The organism is Anaerococcus sp. Marseille-P3625, assembly GCF_900232825.1.
GTDB lineage: Bacteria > Bacillota > Clostridia > Tissierellales > Peptoniphilaceae > Anaerococcus.
This window is the reverse complement of the sequence record NZ_OCTP01000010.1, coordinates 146,584-163,850: the sequence shown is the minus strand read 5'-3', so window position 1 is coordinate 163,850 and position 17,267 is coordinate 146,584. Positions and strand designations below refer to the sequence as shown.

11 protein-coding genes and 1 pseudogene are annotated in these 17,267 nt (G+C 27.5%); all 12 read right to left on the bottom strand.

What is annotated here, in order from left to right:
• Positions 1 to 232 precede the first annotated feature (232 nt).
• Positions 233 to 1,597 (bottom strand): MATE family efflux transporter, encoded by a 1,365-nt coding sequence (locus CS884_RS01995; protein ID WP_099320417.1) that lies wholly within the window; start codon positions 1,595 to 1,597, stop codon positions 233 to 235.
• A gap of 41 nt (positions 1,598 to 1,638) precedes the next feature.
• Positions 1,639 to 1,893, bottom strand: coding sequence for a hypothetical protein (locus CS884_RS01990; protein ID WP_099320416.1), 255 nt, complete (start codon positions 1,891 to 1,893; stop codon positions 1,639 to 1,641).
• A gap of 2 nt (positions 1,894 to 1,895) precedes the next feature.
• The gene (locus tag CS884_RS01985) at positions 1,896 to 3,638 is read right to left on the bottom strand and encodes an ABC transporter ATP-binding protein (RefSeq protein WP_099320415.1); all 1,743 of its coding nucleotides are present in this window, start codon (positions 3,636 to 3,638) and stop codon (positions 1,896 to 1,898) included.
• A 1-nt stretch (position 3,639) separates the two neighbouring features.
• Positions 3,640 to 5,352 (bottom strand): ABC transporter ATP-binding protein, encoded by a 1,713-nt coding sequence (locus CS884_RS01980; RefSeq protein ID WP_099320414.1) that lies wholly within the window; start codon positions 5,350 to 5,352, stop codon positions 3,640 to 3,642.
• A gap of 3 nt (positions 5,353 to 5,355) precedes the next feature.
• Positions 5,356 to 6,771, bottom strand: coding sequence for an ABC transporter ATP-binding protein (locus CS884_RS01975; RefSeq protein ID WP_099320413.1), 1,416 nt, complete (start codon positions 6,769 to 6,771; stop codon positions 5,356 to 5,358).
• A 12-nt stretch (positions 6,772 to 6,783) separates the two neighbouring features.
• Positions 6,784 to 7,470 (bottom strand): energy-coupling factor transporter transmembrane protein EcfT, encoded by a 687-nt coding sequence (locus CS884_RS01970; protein WP_072537653.1) that lies wholly within the window; start codon positions 7,468 to 7,470, stop codon positions 6,784 to 6,786.
• On the bottom strand, positions 7,471 to 8,064 hold the full coding sequence (locus tag CS884_RS01965; RefSeq protein WP_001005732.1) for an MptD family putative ECF transporter S component: 594 nt from the start codon (positions 8,062 to 8,064) through the stop codon (positions 7,471 to 7,473).
• 170 nt (positions 8,065 to 8,234) lie between these two features.
• Complete coding sequence (locus tag CS884_RS01960) at positions 8,235 to 8,633, bottom strand: hypothetical protein (RefSeq protein WP_257875727.1); 399 nt, start codon at positions 8,631 to 8,633, stop codon at positions 8,235 to 8,237.
• Positions 8,634 to 8,693: 60 nt separating this feature from the next.
• Positions 8,694 to 8,816: pseudogene (locus tag CS884_RS10890) on the bottom strand (TetR/AcrR family transcriptional regulator); the annotation flags it as partial.
• Positions 8,817 to 8,956: 140 nt separating this feature from the next.
• The gene (locus CS884_RS01955; RefSeq protein ID WP_099320411.1) at positions 8,957 to 9,613 is read right to left on the bottom strand and encodes a hypothetical protein; all 657 of its coding nucleotides are present in this window, start codon (positions 9,611 to 9,613) and stop codon (positions 8,957 to 8,959) included.
• A 23-nt stretch (positions 9,614 to 9,636) separates the two neighbouring features.
• A complete protein-coding gene (locus CS884_RS01950; protein ID WP_099320410.1) occupies positions 9,637 to 11,808 on the bottom strand; it encodes a bifunctional 2-polyprenyl-6-hydroxyphenol methylase/3-demethylubiquinol 3-O-methyltransferase UbiG in 2,172 nt (723 codons plus the stop codon).
• Positions 11,809 to 11,875: 67 nt separating this feature from the next.
• A complete protein-coding gene (locus CS884_RS01945) occupies positions 11,876 to 17,248 on the bottom strand; it encodes an AMP-binding protein (protein WP_099320409.1) in 5,373 nt (1,790 codons plus the stop codon).
• Positions 17,249 to 17,267 lie beyond the last annotated feature (19 nt).

Genomic DNA, 17,267 nt, shown 5'->3' with positions numbered 1-17,267 from the left:
TCCTCCATTCTTTTTTTGTCTTTATGTTTTCAGACAAAAAAAGGAGGACTCCTGCTCTTGGGCATGGTTAGTCCTCTAGAATGAAAGAAACTCTTTCTAATAGTATTTGTATTTAATTTTTTAACTGAGTTATCTAACTTGTAAACAGCGTAAACCAAAGAAAAAAGGTAAATTTACTTTAATTATATTTTTTTGCATATTTTACCTCCATTCTTTTAAATCAATCCACTCATTATTCATTACTTGAATTTTTCAAACTAATTTTATCCATCCTATTTAATTCCCCAAACATCATTACTACACCAGCTATTATCATAATTAAATCTACAAGAGGTTCAGCAAACCATACTGCTTTAACTCCAAATATCATTGGCAAAATAATCATTGCAGGTACGAATAAAAATAACTGCCTTAGCATTACTATTATGCCAGCTTTTTTAGCATTTCCTATTGATTGGAAGAATGTTATAGTCATTACCATTACTCCATATAGAATAAAGATAGAATAGAATAATCTAAAGTTCCCTATTCCTTGAGTTATAATGTTTTCTTCTACTCCAAATAAAGAAAGAATATTCTTTGAAAATGCTAATGCTGGTATCCAAAATATTGATGCCAGAACTAATCCTCCAATGGAAAATACTTTCATAGCTTCTTTTACTCTGTCGTATTTCTTTGCTCCAAAATTTGTACCAACTACAGGTTGTAAACCTTGACTCATTCCCCAAAGTGGAATAAATGAAAAGGCATATATTCTAAGTGTTGCTGCCATCAAGATAGCATTTGTATCTCCGCCATATTTAAAGGACATTTTATATAGCATTGTTTGTTGAATCATAAATAAAATTTGCATCATCATAGCAGATGAACCTACGCCAAACATTTCTTTTTTTATTTCCTGATCAGGTTTGATTTTATTTATTTTTACTGCTTTACTTTTGTATTTGAAGTAATGGAGTGTTATTATTGCTTGAACAAATTGTGCTGTAATAGTTGCAAGTGCAGCCCCTTCTATTGCGTATTTTCCCATTAATTTCATTAGAATTGGATCAAGAATTATGTTTAAAAAAGCCCCTAGCCCCATAATGAGCATTGCTTTTTTCATTAATCCTTCTCCACGCATAACCATGTTTGCTGATTGAGTAAAGTTTACAAATAAAGAACCAATGAAAATTACTCGTAAATATCTGATACCATATTCTTTAATTTCTCCACTTGCTCCAACCATATCTAAAAAATGTGGTGCAAGTAAAATTCCGCCTATTGTAATAATTAATGAGAATAGAATAACCCAAAAGATTAAATTTCCCATAATTTTATCAACTGTTTTTTTGTCGCCCTTTCCTATAGCTCTTGATAAAACCGATGCTGAACCTACACCTATGAGTGTAGAAACTCCACTATTGAAAAAGGTAAGTGGCATAGCTACACCACAAGCTGTCATTGCAGTTTGCCCTATAATATTTCCTGCAAAAATTCCATCCATTAGTGGATAAAGACCTATTACTATCATTCCTATTACAGCAGGGATAGATAATTGAAAAAGTAAATCTATAGGTCTTTTTGTTAATAATTGTTCTTTCATATCTTGTTTCATAAAATTACCTCCTTTTTTCATCCATATTTTTCAGCCAAATTTTAAGTTTGATCGAAGAATTCCCTAATTTTTTCCATATTCTTTTCATCTTTAATAACATGCCATTTGACTTTTCCATTCTCCATAAACATAAAATAATTACAACAGCATTCTACTAATTCTGGATCATGTGTAATAATAAAAATAGTTTTTCCGCCCTCTTTAAGCCTCATCATTTCATTAGAAACTTCTTTCATATTCCTAAAATCCAAACCACTTGTAGGCTTGTCAAAAATTAAGATTGATCTATTACTCAAATTTAAATCTTCCACTTTTCAGATTGTTTTCTGATTTCAATAAAATCCTTATATATTCCATGTTTAGTTGCAAGTTCACTATGTGTTCCTACTTGTTTTATAACACCGTCTTTTAAAACAACTATCTGATCTGCATTTTTTACAGTAGAAAGCTTGTGTGCAATTACAATAACAGTTTTGCCTTTTAATAAGTTTTTCAAAGCAATCAATAATTCTTTTTCATTTTCTGGATCTACGCTCGAAGTTGCCTCATCAAGAACTACAAACCTACTCGGTTTTAACATGGCTCTTGCAATAGAAATTCGTTGACGCTCACCACCCGATAGATTTGAACCCCCTTCTTGCAAAACAGTATCATAAGCTTGTGGCAATTTCATAATAAAATCATGGCACTGAGCTTTTTTGGCAATATCTATCATTTCTTCATCTGTTGCATTTGGATTACCAAACTTAATATTGTTTTTTATGGTATCATCAAAAAGATACACGTCTTGAAAAACAAAGCTAAAATTTGAAAGCAATTCATCATACTTGTACTGTTTAATATTTAGATTTCCAACTTTTACTTCGCCAGAATTTACATCCCAAAACCTCGCCATTAAATTGCAAAGTGTTGTTTTACCACTTCCTGAAAATCCAACAAGAGCAGTAGTTTTTCCATCTGGAACAAGCATACTTAGATTATTGAAAAGATTTTCTTTTCCATAAGAAAATGAAATATTGTTCATTGATATTTCTGCTTTATCTACTTCTGTCATTTCACCTTCTTCAATTACAGGCAAATTTCTTAAATTTATAACAGTATTAAGATTTCGTACAGCAACACCCTTAATACTCTGCATACTTCCTGCTAATTCAAATCCAGAAAAAACAACAAAACTCATAACAATTAATATAATAGCTTTAGTAACTTCAATATCCCCTGATAAATATCTTATTATAGAACTAAAAATTATCACACAAATACCAATTTTAAATACTAACAAGAATAAAAACTGTGTTGGAACTAAAATTTTTTCTACTGCAAGGAAACCTTTGCGACTTTTTGTAATACTTTCGTTTAGTTCCTTAACTGTATTTTGATCTTTTCCAAATGCTTTAGTTATTCCTATCCCATTTACATACTCAAGCATTTTTTCACTTAAATCCAATTTAAGTCCTAACAATCTCTCTGTTAGTTGATCTGTGCTTTTTTGTGTGAATAAGTTTACTAAGGTTCCAACAATCAAAGTCAACAATATAATTATAGCTGTTGCAAAATCATAAGGTAGTATAAAAATAACCATAATTAGTGTCTGTATTGTACCTACAAGCATTTGCTCAATAATAAAAACTCCTATTGTTTCAAGTTCACCTATAACAGTTGACAATGCTCCTGCTATATTCCCTAAAGAATTTATGCTGAAATATCCCATGTTTACATTTTTTAAACGATCACCAATATATAATCTATTTTCTGCTCCTAAATTGTACGAAGCAATATATTTGTTTTTATCAGCCAGATATCCAAATATAATTTTCCCCACCAAACTTATAGCTGCAATAATAAAAACAATACACACATCTTTCATTAAAATGCTTTGGTTCGTAAATATATTTTCACAAATTTTGGTCAAACATAGTAGAATTGCACCTAAAGAAACTCCTTCAAATACTCCCTTAAATACATCAAAAATAAGCATTTTTGTTATTTTATTTGAATATGACCCTGACACCTCATATAAAGTTTTTATCAATTCTCTCACTTTATATCACCTCGATTTCTTTAGATTCTGTATATACATCCCACATTTTTTTGTATCTCCCATTTAACTCGAGTAATTGTTTATGAGTGCCCTCTTCAATTACTTCTCCATTATCCACCACAATTATTTTATTTGCATTTACAATTGTAGATAACCTGTGAGCTACCATAATCACTGTTTTATCTTTAATTAACTTATCAATAGACTGTTGAATAACTGATTCATTGTCAGGATCAGAATATGCTGTTGCTTCATCAAGTAGTACAATAGGACTATTCTTTAAAAAACACCTAGCTATTGCAATTCTTTGCTTTTCTCCTCCAGAAAGATTTGCTCCTCCCTTCCCTACAATAGTTTCATATCCATTTGGTAGGCTATTTATAAAATTATAGCAACTCGCTTTTTCACAAGCCTCTTTAATTTCATCCATACTCGCATCTTCTTTCGCCATCTTTAAATTTTCTAATATTGTTTTATTAAAAAGAAAGTTTTCTTGAGACACATAGCTAACAAGCTCCATATTCTGTTTTAAAGGCAATTCGTTCAAATTTGTTTTTCCAATTAAAATTTCTCCATTAGAAACATTCCAAAATCCTGCGATTAGTTTTGTAATAGTAGACTTTCCACTACCTGAATTTCCAACGATTGCTGTTAACTCGTTTTCATTTGCTTTAAACGAAATATTATTTAATACATTCTTTGACTCTTCATATGCAAATGTAACATCTTTAAACTCTACATCATAAGATTTTATATCTCTTACTTCTTCTCCTCTTTTTAAGTTAGGAATTTCCATTATTTTTTTTATTTCTTCAAATACAACTTTTATATTTGCTATTGTTTCCATATGACTCATAGCTTTTATTAATGGTTTATATGAAGCATATGATAGCAATATACACGTGATAAGAGTCCCTACTTCAACACTACCCTTCATAAAGAAATACAAGGAAGCTGGTAAAACGAATACCATAGTTGACGGGATAGTTTCCATAGTTGCTGTCATTGAAAAACAAACACTCAAATACCAATCAAGCATTGCGTTCTTATTCTCTTCAACAGTCTTTCTAAATTTCCCAAATGATGATGCTGATTTATTAAATGCTTTTATAACTTTAATACCATTTACATATTCAACCATTGTCGTATTCATAGCTTTAGCTGCTTCTTGGTATCTTTTAGATTTTTCTTCATAACCTCGCATCATTAACATTGAGAACAATAATCCCAATGGAATTGTAAGTAAATTTGCAATTCCTATTCTCCAGTCCATTATAAAAATTGTTATGATCAATACTATAGGAATGAATATATTAGCAATAACTTCTGGAATCACATGAGCAATCGGTTTTTCCATTTTATCAAGTGTTTCCACCATAAATTGAGACCACTGTCCGCTACTTTTTCTTTCAACTTCTCCCATAGAAATTTTACTTAATTTGTCAGCTAATAACTTTCTTTTATCTTCAATAATCCTGTAGGCAAGATTATGAGAAATAATAGTAGATATTTCATGAAATAATATACTTGCCAAAAATCCCAAAAATACAGCAAAAATATATGGATAATAATTATTTAAATTTGCATTTTTTGCAACCAAGTTATTAATAATGGCTGCTACAGAAAAATAAGGTATTACACCAAATCCTACTCCTATTATCGCAATGAATACAGCTGCGAAAATCTTGCTTTTATGTCCCTTTAAGATATCCATCTTTTACCTTCTTTCATAAAATCTTTTTATTCTGCCATCGCAAATTTCCAATAATTTATTACATGTACTATCAATCAATTCATTATCATGCGTAACAATAAATATAATTTTATTATTTGAAAATTCTTTAATGACTTTGCTTATTTCGAGCATATTTGTATAATCAAGTCCACTCGTTGGTTCGTCCAAAATAATAATTTCTCTATCCATTAACATCCCCAATGCTACAGAAAGTCTCTGCATTTGACCTCCTGATAAGCACATAGGATGACGATTTTCTAATTTTTTAAGATCTAATTTTTCTAGAATATTATCTATTTGCTTTTCATCTATTTTAGAATCAAATAAACTAAATTCATCTCTTACAGATTCAGAAAAAAACTGATGAATTACATCTTGCATAACCATATAACAAAGTTTTCTTCGTTTTTTATATTTTATGGGACTTCCTTTATAGCTTATCTCCCCTTCGTTTTCTTTCAACAGTCCACATAAAATTCTCATTAATGTTGTTTTCCCTTGACCATTTTTACCTGTTATTGCAATAATATCTCCCTTGTTTCCGGAAATATTTATCTTATCTAAAATTTTTTGTTTCTTATTTTCATATTCTAAATTTGAAACTACAAAGTCATCAGATTCACAAAATGTGACAGGATTTGCAAAATCATCATTTTTCTTTCTTACAAAAGTTCTAAGTCCCAGTTTCTTTCGTGATTCGTCAGTAATTGAAGAAAATTCCACATTTGAAAAAACATATTCTATTTTTCCGTCTTGTAAATAAATAGCTCTATCAATTAAATCCATTAAATAATAGAGTCTATGTTCAGAAATAATAATTGTCTTACCCTGAGCTTTAAGATTTATAAGCATCTCTCTTATTCTTTCAATGCCATACTCATCAATATTTGCAGAGGGTTCATCAAACACATATACATCTGGATTGGTAGCATAAATAGATGCAATAGCAAGTAATTGCTTTTCTCCACCTGACATCATAAAAACATTTCTGTTTTTTAATCTTTCAATTCCCAAATCACGTACCACTTTAAAAACTTGTCTTTTTATTTTATCAGGGTTTTCACCTAAATTTTCTAATCCAAATGTTAGTTCACTATCTGAATCTAAATTAAAAAACTGTGTTTTGGGGTTTTGAAAAATTGTTCCCACTTTTTCAGAAATTTCATATATCTTCATTTGTTTTGTGTTTATCCCATTTATAAAAATATTTCCTAATAAATTTCCCTCTAAAAAATGAGGAATCAATCCATTGATTAATTTTGTTATAGTTGTTTTCCCAGAACCAGATTTTCCGCATAATAAGATAACTTCTCCTTGATTAATCTTTATTGAAATTTTCTTTAACTGATCTTCTAAGCTTCTCTTATAGGAATATGAAGCTTCATTTATATTAATCATGTTTCGTACCTCTTATAAAAATAACTTGAACTTTACATTAAAGAACATCAGAATACATAATAGAATAATTATTAGATCCCAAATGTTAAATCCTGCATCATCCATAAAAGTCTTTCTTGCAGGATTTTCTATCCCTCTTACTGTAATAGCTTGAGCTAATTCATCTGCGGTATTAGAAGCTGTAACTATTAAAGATATTAGTCCTAATTGTATCTTTTTAAATCCAGTCACGCCTCTTATTTTTATTGCATCTGAGATTAATATTTTTTCTTCTCTTAAAGATGGAAAATATCTGATGCCTATTGCTAGAGAAATAATTAGGCTTTTTGGAAAATGCATCATTTTTAAGGCATACATAATATTTCGTATAGGATTAGTTTTTACAAGAATTTGACCAACTAAAAAAATCGGTATTAACTTAGGAGCATGAATCACCAATAATCCAAAATGTGCTGATATGACATCTGGTAGAATCGGCAAAACAAAATATTTCAATCCCTGTAATAATACAAACATAGATAATGCCTTTAAAGATATTTTAACAAGTCCCATAAATAACGCTATAATAGCAACCATTAAAAGAATAAAAAAATCTAATTTTAAGCTATTATTTGCAAAGCTAATAATACTAACTGAAATCAAAAAAATGATTTCAGTTAGTGGATTTAGCTTTATAATGCCTCTTACAATACCCTCCATTTACATGATTCCAGCTTTCTCAAAACGTTTTTTGAACATTGCTTTACCTATATATGCACCAATGACTCCTCCAATAAATGCAGTAATGATCATCCCGATAAGTGTTGGAATTGAAATTAAAGTTTGTAATTTATTTACATATTCTGGACTCATTCCCATTTTAATAATAGATTTCATATAAGATTCTTGGAACAACCACATAGGCAATGGTGAGCCAATCAACCCAATGCAAATCAATCCTGAAGATACTATTACGCTTTTTTGACTTTTATATCCCAAAATTTTTCTAGTAATTTCTGCTAAAACTCCTGCAATAACGCAAGTTATGACAATTGTAAAAGTGCATTCTCCTATAGCAAAATATATAATCCCTGTAATTGCTATCAAAAGTAAAGCCGTTCCTGGTTTTGGCACCTTAGAGACCAACAACATGTAAATAAAATTACATATTATTCCTGTCATTGCTGGCCATAATAACCAAAGTATCGGAGAAAACACAGGAATAAACATTACCGCCATTGATAACGCCATGTATATCACCGAAAAAATACCGATGTTAACTAAATCTTTTGTTTTTAATTTTCTTTCATTCATTTGAATACCTCCATTTAAATTATTATATTTATTTACCAGTTGCAATATGATTGCTTCAAAATAATCTTTACTGGTAAAATTTTTTTATTTTTGTTTACTTTCCATAAAACGCAGAAAATCGGGATTAACCCGATTTCAAAATTTATTATTTTTAATTTTATATTATGTTTTCACTTAATAATCCTCCCCCAACCAAAATTCATTGCTGCCTCCATCATATCGATAAAATTTAAAGCTTCATTATATGGATACCTATGTGTGATTACCTCAAATAAAGGTGTACATGCCATTGTATAAAGAACATGAAGTTCATCATCATTCAAATCATTTACTTCAATCTTTTTTTCTTTAAGAACCTCGATCAATTTCTTAGCACCCTGCACTTCAAGATTCACTAAATCATGACGAATTGATTCAAATTCCGTACCCTGAGAACAGTTAAACAGAAGATTAACTATAGGATCGTTTTGGTAAATAAATTCCAATAATTCCCTATTACTATCATCAGATTTTTCTCCAAAAGCTTGTAAACCATTTACTTTAATTTCTTCAATCGCTTGATTTGTCAATTCTTTACTTCTTCTGTATAAGTGATTAAGTATAGGATTTACAAGTACCTTAAAAATATCTTCTTTAGATTTAAAATGCTTATATATTGCACCAGGTGTAATTCCTGCATTTTTAGCAATAGTGCGAATAGAAGCCTCTTCGAATCCATGCTCTGTAAACTCGCTTTTTGCACTTTTTAATATTTTCTCTATTGTAACATCTTTGTCTCTCAGTAAGTTTCACCTCCCAAATTAAGATAACACCGTTTACTATATTTTAGCATAAAGAAGCTAATGAAGTCAACAATCACTATCAATTACATTTTTTTATGATAACATATTATTTAATTATCTATAAATTCTATTGTTAGGTCCGCTACTAGTTTCCATTCTGGATCAAGCATACAATCATGACACACATCGTCTAAAACAACGATTTTTGATTTATACAACTTAGCTGATTCCATTACTGATTCTCCGAGTAAACAATTGTCATTTTTAGAATATATGGTTAATATTGGAACATTAAATTCTATTTTTTTAATTGAGGAATAAATAACAGGCAACATTCTTATGCTTAGAGGTTCCTTATTCATTTTATCAATATACTTTTTAGCGTTATTAACTCTTCCAGAAAAAAAGAATTCTTCCCTTGTCAACTTAATATAATTCTTATTAGTAAAGAATAAATTTTTAATCCTGTTTTCAATTGGAAATGGCATTAAAAAAACCATTGATTTCGGCACACAATCTTTATAAGTTTTTAAAAATTCATTTATAAACAAATTACCCATAGAATGTGTTATAAAAATAAACTCTGTATCAAATTTTTTAATATTTTCCCTTAATATTTTCATAGAATCTTTTAAATTTTTAGCTTCTTTTGATAATGCATGCACATGTAAATTGTATCCTTTTTCCTTAAAGTATGGTATAAAATGTTCATTCCAGCACCATTCATAATGAAAAGCTCCACATACTAAAATAATTGTTTCTTTCATGACTACTTATTTATCTCCTCTTTTTATATTTTAACAACAAATAATTGTTGCCCAAATTCATACAAGGCGTGTGTATTTTTAGGATAAGTAAGAATTTGTTTTTTATCAAATGTATCCTTTAATAAATCAAGCCATTCTAATCTATTTAAAAATGTTCTATTTTTCTCTAGCCTAATATCTGTTGGTTTTGTCATCATAAAAACTTGTGAAACAAGCATTTCAGGAGGTTCTTTAACTGGTTCTGCAATTAATATAAGACTATCTTTTTTTACAGTATTATATATCTCTCTCAATACTGTATTTAATTTTCCAGAATTATTTAATACACCTACAGCTATCACTATATCAAAAGTTTCCTTTCCTAACTTTTCCATATCTTTATCTATATCAATCTTTTCATATTCGATGTTACTAACTACATTTTCATATTTGCTTTTTGCACACTGGATAAAAAAATTCGATATATCTGTATATTTATATAATACTTCATCAATCAAATTTTCATCTATTAATCTTTTTAATACGCTATCTGTAGTAGCTCCTATTCCAGCTCCTATTTCTAAAATTTTTATCTTATTAATTCCACTAGAATATTTTTTTACATAATCAGATATAGTTATTGCTACTAAGTCATTAATATATCTATATACCATGTTGTTCTTATATAATGCCTTTGCATATTTCAGGTCTCCCCCAGGAAATAATATAGAATTACATTTTTTCTTTCCATCAAATAATTCTTGTAAATATTTTATATTTTGATTTATATAATCTATAGACAACGGATCTCCTAATTTCCAATCCCATAAGTTCTTTGCATCTTCATAATATCTATCAATGTTATTTTTATTCACGACTTTACGCAAATAACAATTATTATTTTCTAGATGTATAAATTCATTTTCGAATAATATATTTAACCATCTTAATATAATATTTTTATTTCTACTATTAAAGTTTTTTTCAATAATCTCATTTATATTATATTTGCGATTACAATCAATAAAAACACCATTATTTTGAAAAAACAATATCATGGACAAACATATATACATATTTATCGATTCTAAAAATTTATTTACATGAACATGATCTATAAATGAGTACCTTCTTTCAACATCTTGTATACAATGAATATTCATTAAATTAGGTGTTTCATACAACCACTCATTTTTTTCTAAATTTGAGGATAAATATGAGTTTTGTTTTATTGTAAGGTCATCTTTTAAATCAAACTTTCTTACTAAACATTCAAATTCATCAAATAATTGAACATCTTTAATAATCTCGTGTACCTTTGGCAAATATTTTCTTCCATCATTCTTCATATTATTTAAAAAAGTGATCTGTTTTTTTACCAAAAGTAATAATTCATCATTTAAATCTGTTTTATTTTCGACTGTAAAAGATGTTTTTAAATTTAGTAGTTGTTCTGCATTGTATAAATTTATATTTATGTTATCTTTATCAAAAAATAAATTTCTTCTATTTTCCCAGATAATTATATTTTTAAAAATTTCTAAAATCAAACTACCATCTTCAAATACAAACTCCAATTTATTTTCATAGTATTTGCATCTGTTATTAATATTTATAGGATCATATACTTTAAAGCAAAATGTTATTTCCGATATTTTCCCACTAATGGTAATAAATTCATCATGACTAAATGTTTTTATATCAAAACAAAAATTCTCATTAAGGCTTGACTTAATAATTTTAAAAATAGAAAATAACATATCTTTAGATATAAACGAATCAATATATATTATTTTTTGTTCTTGCATTATTTGTTTCGCTTTTCTTATGAACATTTTTGAAATTTCTGTTTCTTCATATAAATTTCTAATAAGATAGTAACAGTTTTTACTTTTTATTTCCTTTAAATATTTTATTGTATCTTTTTTACTTTTAGGAATTTCTTCAATTACGTTTATTCCTCTATTTAATAGATAGCGAACAATATCTACATCTCTATTAATTTCAGAATTAAATGGAACATATGCAAGTTTAGTATTATTAGGGATGTTTTTTATATTTGTAAAAAGTGGCAAATTATTAAAATATGCATCTCTAATTGTTGTCTTAGAATTAACTTCAAAAATTCCTGATATTTCAATTATATCTTTTAATTTAAATAAAGATTCTACAATGAAATTTCCTGATACTTTTCCACAAATAATTGTTTTTATCATTTTTTCACCCCCCACAAAACGATATACTTTCTTTTTTAAATATTTATTATAATATATACTTTATTCTCTATATTTCGCTCGACATATTTTCATTTAACATATTTGCTAAAACTTTTGAGTTTGACTTTTCTTGTACTGAACTATAATGATTGCCTGGTATATAAAATTTTCTAATATCGCCAATAATTATATTCTTCCAATTTTCAGCTAGGATATTAAAGTGCTTATATGCCCCAACATTATCTTTTGCTATATAGTAATCTATATCCCCAAAATATATTTCAGGCATAAATTTTTGAGCATTAAATGACTTTATGAAAATTTTATACATATCTAAAAAAGATTTTTTTGTAATTGAATTTCCCTTATTTTTTACTAAATTATAATATAATTCAAATCTTTTTTGTTGAGATAAAGAATTTAATTTTTTTACATAAAGTATATCTTCTTCGAATCGCATTTTACTCAATATATTATTAACCGTCATTGCATTCTCATAATTATTATCCATATTAGAAAATGCTATATCTAATATATTTGTTTCTTTAAATCCTATATCTGAAATTTCAATATTAAATGCTTGTAAGAAATTAAATTCCAATAATAATTCATCATAATTATAATTTAACAAGCTTCCACCTTCTATAACTGCTAAATTATCTACTAAAATTCCTGCTTCTAATAATCTCCTAGAAACTTCTATTGCAACTACCCCGCTAAAGCTATATCCTATTATTTGAACATTTGTTGGAGAAAATTTTTGTATTTCTTTATAATACTCATTTGCCAATTTTTCAACTAATTCATCTGAATTTATATCTAGATACTTACCTATATCTGATACACCCATCAATAATATATCTCCTTTATTTTGAGAACATAATTCCATTGCTAAATTTTTTAAATTTTCAAGATTTCCAAAAGCTCCATGTAATATAACTCTTAATCTTTTATCCTCGATGGCTGCACTATATTTTTTTGAGTATATAAATTCATCATTAGAAATATTATGCTCTGTAGCGTTTCCGCCTTTCAATAACTCAGAAATCCTATAAAAAGTTGGTTCATCTATTAATTCTCTAAGTATAGATTCAAATGTGCTACTTGATTCAATGCTTTTTATAATTTCAGCTGCTATTTGAGCTAAAATCAATGAATCAGCTCCACATTCATATAAATTCTTATTTAAATTTAATTCTTCTTCATCTAAAAATTTAGCACAAATATTCAATACTTCTTTTGGTATAGATGTTTTTTTTGAATTAAAATTAATAGATTCATTTTCTGCACATCTCAAATAATCCGTTTCATATGAAAAATTTTTCTTTATGTCAACTATACCATTTGAAGTCAATTTGAATTTTTCTAAAAAAGTTATTTTGTCAGGCATCAAATCAATAGGCAAACATATCTTAAGATTATTATATATTTTCTCTCTATTGATAAAAGAATAATCACTTTTAAACTGTTTTATAAACAAAACCATTCCTAATTTCTCTATAACAGATTCTTCTCTTGGTAAAGTAAAGATTTTTTCATTGTTTTCATATAATATATTTTTCCATTCTTCTATTGATAAGAAAAATTTGTTTTTCCTTAATGAATCTAATGGTTTTTCCATCATAAATACTTGAGATGCAATTATCCACGGTTCATTACGTATAGGCTCAGAAAATAGTAAGTATCCCTTAGGCGCACATATATTTCTTATATAATTTAAACTACTTACAACATCTTTAGCATTTTCTAAAACATAAGCGCCAATTATTATATCAAAATAATTGTATTCTATCCCTATTTTTATAGGATCTTCATTAATGTCCAATTGATAGATCTTAACATTTTTATTATCTTCAAACTTCTTTTTAGCTTTAGATAAAAAATATTTCTTTCCATCTGTAAAATGATATTCATAATCTACACCATTTAATAAATCTATTATTTTTTCAGATGTTGCCCCAGTTCCGGCACCTATTTCTAAAATTCTTATTTTCCTATGATTATTATTTTTAATATACTCATTAATAAAATTACAGTAAAAATTATTAATAACAATAGAATTTATACTTGTATTATACATTGCATCAGTGTAAATATCAGAACCCTCAGGATATAATATATTTACTGGATCAATCTTCCCATTTAAAATTTCTACTAAATTATCCGTGCTGTCTTTGACATACTTTAAGTACTTCAAACTATTATCATTTTTAACATCCCATTTTAAAAAAACTTTTGTCCATAAATTAGCAATATCATCATATGTCAAAATAGACTGAATTTTATAATCTCCATTTTCAGAATATATTATATTTTTTTCTATCAATTGATATAACCATCTGTCAATTATCCAATTATATTTATTATCATTTAATTTCCTTTTTCTTTTATATAAGTCAGAATTTGGTTCTTTTTTTAATATGTCTGTATCTATCATTGCATTTAGTATAGCATTTAAACATATTTTATCTCTTATATCGCATAATTCCCTATATTTCTTACTAAATAAGTATTCCTTATTTTTAATATCTATACCCTCATTATTATTAAATAAAGTTTCATAATGCGAATCTAATTTATCATCTCTGTCTTCTCTAGCAATTGTTACTACTGATTCAATAGGAAATTCTTTTTTATTTTCATTTACCATTACAATAGCATTTGAAATTACTTTTTGCTTAACTAAAGCATTTTTTATCTCCTCAAGTTCTATTCTATTGCCTCTTATTTTTACCTGAGTATCTTCCGTACCTAAAAATTCTATTTCTCCACTTGATAAATAGCGACCCAAATCTCCAGTAGAATAAAGTCTGATCTGCTTTAGAGGATGAATAAAGAACTTTTCTTCTGTTAACTTTTTATCTCCTAAATACCCTTCCGCCAAGCCACTACCAGCTATATATAAATTACCTTCGCAATAAACTGGACAATCTTCAAAATTTTTATCTAATACATAAATTTGTTGATTAGTGAGCGGTTTCCCATACGGAATGCTTTTCCATCCCTTTTTAATACCTTTATATTCATGATAGTTAGACCATATAGAGGCTTCTGTAGCACCTCCCAATACTATTATTTTAGATTCTACAAAAGTTTTTTGCACCGCATTAGGCATATTTAAAGGAATCCAATCTCTTGATAGCAATATTAGTTTAATAAAATTTTGTTTTTTTGATAAATTTTCTAAATAATTTAAATATAGTTTCATTAATTCTGGTACCATATTTAATATAGACACAGAATTTTCTTCAATCAATTTATCCCAATGAGCAGGATTTAAATACTCACTTTCATCAGGATATACAATAGTTCCTCCAACTGATAGCATTCCAAAAATATCATAAACAGATAAGTCAAAATCTAATTTTGATATTCTTAATATGCAATCTCTCTCAGATATTTCAAATTTTTGATTTATATCATATATAGTATTAAATACTGCGCCATGATTTATTACAGCACCTTTTGGATTTTCAGTAGTCTCTGACGTAAACATGATATAAGCTGCATCAGTCGAATCGATATGTTCTATATTAAACATATTTATCAAATCTAACCTATAATTTACATCATCAATGTTCACAAAATTTCTTTGTCTGCTATCATAACAACTGCCATTTGTCAAAATAACTTTACAATTACATTGTTTTAAAATATTCTCTAATCTTTTTTCTTCTATATTAAAATCTACCGGAACATATATAGCTCCTACCATAAGTATTCCAAGAATAGTATAAACTTGACTTTTATTATGTGGTAGTTTTACAATTATATGCTCACCTTTTTTTACATTTTTTTCTTTCAATGCTAAAGCTATAGATACAGACTTATTATATAATTCTTTATAAGAAATCGATCCTCTAGAGTCTATAACAGCCGCCTTATCTGGATAAGATTTTACTTTTTCTATAAAATCTTCTAATAATGTCTTATTATTAATTTTTTTATTTGTAGCATTAACTTTTTCTCTAATTTCACGTTGCCACTTAGGTAGATCAATTTCAAGACGTTTCTCCCAAAATTCTTCATTGTTCGATAAATTTATTAAAATCTTCTTAAACTCACTAAACATATCTTCCAACATATCATCTTCAAATATTCCTTCACGAACATCCCAATTAACCTGTAAACCTAATTCAGTATCCATAGCTTGACAATCAATAAATACTTGCGGTGTTTGAGATATTCCATACACATATCTTCCTATCAACCTCTTTTTAATTAACCCTATTGCACTTGTAAATACATACGGCGCTAAAAATTCTTTGGAATTATGCAGTTTAGCAATATCTCTTAATATATTAACTCCAGGATATGCACTATTATCTATTGAGCTGAATAATTCTTTATTAACTTCTCTTGCTAACTCTGAAAAAGATTCTTTTATGTTTTTTATCGAAATTACCGATGTATTTGTAAAATCTCCTACTAAATATTCTATATTTTCCCCTAAATTTTTCTTGTTAAATAAAGTTAAATTTATAAGAAATTCTTTTTCTGTACTCCATTTTTTTAGTACTTCACTATATACAGTCAATACTGATGCTGTCGGTGTTAAAGCATGGTTCTGAGCTAAAATTTTAAATTTATCCCACATATCCTTATCTAATGTTAAAGACAATCTTTTAAACTTACAAACGTCCGTTTCTTTTAGCGTTTTTAAAGGTATTACTGGAGATGTCTTTAATTTTCTAGTCTTTTGACTCCAATATGCTTTCGCATTCTTGTATTCCGAGTTTTCTTTTGTCTTTTCTTCACTTATTATATAATTCCTAAATGATATCTTAGATTGTCTATCATTCTCTATTCCTTTAAAATACTTCATCTCAAACTCTAATAAAAGTTGCCATATACTTGACCAATCACATATCATAAAATCCATCGAAAAGTGTAAAATTGATTTTTCTCCATAATTTGATACTCCAATATCAAACATCGGCCATTTTTCTAATTGATAAACTTTATCCTCTAACTGTTCTCTAATAGATATCCTATCTCCAGTAACAACCTCATATTCTGGAACTTTTTGTAGTATTTTTTGATATCCTTCTTTAAATATAACTGCCCTCAGCATTTCATGTTTATTTATCAAGTAATTCCATGTATCTTGTACTTTTGAAACGTCTAAATTATCATATAAAAATTCTTGATAAATGTGACAAGATACATTTCCATATGAATGTAAGTCATCTCTTCCATAAAGATATGATGTCTGAACTGGAGATAATGGAAATGGTGCATAATCATCTTTAACATCATATTTATTCTCAAGTTTTTTAATGTATTCTTTAAGTCCCTCTTTATTTAATTTTAATTCCATTAAAATATCTTCATCTAACTGACCATTTATGGATTTATATTTTAACTTTTCACCATCAACATACAACTCAATACCTTGCTTAGAATATTTTTCAATTATTTCTTTATAACCGTTCTCCATTATTTACCTCCTTATTAAA